General features: G+C 25.7%; 2 protein-coding genes and 1 pseudogene. 1 reads left to right on the top strand and 2 read right to left on the bottom strand.

Annotation, left to right across the window (positions count from 1 at the left end):
- On the top strand, positions 1 to 221 hold a 221-nt coding region (locus AMN95_RS04045; RefSeq protein WP_143323764.1), incomplete at its 5' end, for a DUF3501 family protein.
- On the opposite strand, the gene AMN95_RS04050 is transcribed toward AMN95_RS04045, so the two are convergent.
- Together AMN95_RS04050 and AMN95_RS05725 are read right to left on the bottom strand one after the other, a co-directional pair.
- Complete coding sequence (locus tag AMN95_RS04050; RefSeq protein ID WP_075522692.1) at positions 216 to 662, bottom strand: SH3 domain-containing protein; 447 nt, start codon at positions 660 to 662, stop codon at positions 216 to 218. The two genes, AMN95_RS04045 and AMN95_RS04050, sit on opposite strands and share 6 nt — an antisense overlap.
- A pseudogene (locus tag AMN95_RS05725) lies at positions 656 to 1,079 on the bottom strand (HesA/MoeB/ThiF family protein). The gene AMN95_RS04050 and the pseudogene AMN95_RS05725 overlap by 7 nt, the downstream one beginning before the upstream one ends.
- Between the last annotated feature and the right edge of the window lie 47 nt (positions 1,080 to 1,126).

Below are 1,126 nucleotides of genomic sequence, written 5' to 3' on the forward strand. Positions count from 1 at the left end.
AAAAAATTTCAGCTTTCCCGGAAGAGGATGTTGATAGAACTTCAGCTGAAGGAAAAGCTTCCTCAGTTCAGTTTATTCATTTTCGATTTACGGATGATCAAATTAAGAAATTTAAAAGTACCTCAGAAATTGAAATAGGTATAGATCATGAGGAATATTCACATACCACTAAGTTGTCTATGAGTACAATTAAGTCATTGTCAGAAGATTTTGGTTCATAAACCCCATAATCCACTTTTATCAACCCAACCAACAATTTTTTCTGTTTCCACTCTACACCATTCTTTTTCACATTTTTGAATAATAAGTAATCTTCCTTCCCTAATTTTTGCTAGTGGCTCTGAAAATTTTGTAGAATTTTTAAAGAGTATTTTATCTTTTGTCGAAATTACTGAATTAATTTTTTTTAGTTGAGAAATATGAATCCAACCACTATTTTTTTTATGATCTATAATTCTTCTAAAATTTTCTTTTTTATCTATTTGTTTTATTGGGAGATTTTTCTTTTTATAAATAAACTTAACTGGAAATTCAAAACTAGGTCCGTATCTAACATTCACTTTACTTTTCTTTAATGATAAAAATTTTTCTTCCGCTTTTAAAAAAGTAGCTTGAGAAAAAAAAATCGTTATCAAAAAAATTGAAAAATTTATTTTTAGCATTTACACTTTTTTTGTTTATTAATTTTTACTTTTCTAAAATTAAGGCTCAACAAATCTATTATAAGAATTTCATTATTAAGATTTTTTCCTATATCTAAGATTTGTTTTAATACCTCATTTGCTTGTAGGGTTCCTATTATTCCCGCAACAGTTCCAAGCACACCCTCATATTCGCAATTTAAAATATCATCAGAAATTTCATCATTTTGAAAAAAACAGCGTAAACAAGGATTTTTGCTATTTGCAAAATTGTAAGTAAATATATGACCATCAAATTTACTAATTGCACCAACAACAAGAAATTTTTAATCTTAAAGAGTAATCGTTAATTAAAAATTTAGTTTTAAAATTATCACTTCCATCAACTATGTAATCATATTTTTCAATTAATCTTCCTGCGTTTTTTTTCGTTAAGATTTAATTTAAAGCTTTTTATTGAAATTTTAGGATTAATCTTCTTTAAT

The organism is Candidatus Pelagibacter communis, from assembly GCF_001180185.1.
Classification (GTDB): domain Bacteria; phylum Pseudomonadota; class Alphaproteobacteria; order Pelagibacterales; family Pelagibacteraceae; genus Pelagibacter; species Pelagibacter ubique_F.